The sequence below is a fragment of the Alcanivorax sp. HI0044 genome (assembly GCF_001634945.1).
In genome coordinates, this window is the sequence record NZ_LWEZ01000475.1 from 1 (window position 1) to 1,011 (window position 1,011).

2 protein-coding genes are annotated in these 1,011 nt (G+C 59.1%); both read right to left on the reverse strand.

The window, feature by feature from the left end; translation table 11 throughout:
- Positions 1-469, reverse strand: a 469-nt coding sequence (locus tag A3730_RS05770; RefSeq protein ID WP_231883859.1) for a S1-like domain-containing RNA-binding protein, incomplete at its 3' end; no start/stop codon positions are given.
- Positions 470-628: 159 nt separating this feature from the next.
- A partial coding sequence (locus A3730_RS05775; protein ID WP_063537688.1) for a DUF2058 domain-containing protein occupies positions 629-1,011 on the reverse strand: 383 nt, incomplete at its 5' end.

Genomic DNA, 1,011 nt, shown 5'->3' on the forward strand with positions numbered 1-1,011 from the left:
CTGCCACCAGCGACACCTCATCCCCCTGCTGATACGCCTGACAGGTATCGGACAGAAAACGGTCCAGCTGGGCACTGACCATCAGCCGCCCTTCCCGGTCCGTGGTCAGCATCACCAACACCCAGCTCTCTTCGCGCACCGGCCCTTTCTGCTCGGCAAACGGCAGCAGCAAGTCCTTGGGCATGCCCCAATCCACAAACGCCCCCACCTTGCTGGTGGACACTACCTTCAATGAAGCCACCTGACCAAGCTGCACACGCGGGGTACGCAGGCTGGCCATGGGCCGACCTTCACCATCGCTGTAAAGCGTAACCATGACACTGTCACCGGGGCCCAGCGTCTGGCCTTCCACTTCCCGGGACGGCAATAGCACCTCACCCAGGTCGCCGCCATCCAGCAGCAAGCCATTGCGAATGACCTTGAGAATTTCCAGGGAATGGCGAGTGCCGAGTTTGGGGGATACGGTCATGGGTTTGGCCTGTTTGGTTGAAGAGTGCACCACGCTTCACATGAGCGTTTTGCGCAAGCGGCTACGTTCTGGTTTTCCTGATCGCCCTGCGGGCGATGGCCTCGCTGTGCGAGGTTCGTCCCCTGGAAGGGAACTCCTACAGCAGCTTCGTAGCAGCACTTACCACATAAGGTCGTCAGGAATCGGGAAGTCCTTGTAGGGATCGTCCTCATCCACGGCTTCATTGCCGCGTTCATTGAGCAACAGCACAGCCGCTTCATCCCGTTGGCGAATTTTCTCCGCCACCACCGTGGGCACCAGCTCGAAGCTCTCACCCAGAGCGACAATGGCGACCTGGCCGCGTTCCAGCTGCTTCTGCTGTTTGCCGGTGACATAGGCTTTCTTGATCTTCTTGTTCTGCACGAACTGGAACGCCACCTCGCCGTTGTTACGATCCAGCCGGCTTTGCTCAATCATCTGCTTGATCTGCGCGGCAATCTCTTTCTTTTCCCGCTCCGCCTTGCGCTGGGCTTCACGCTGACGATCCGCCTCGGCCTTTTCTT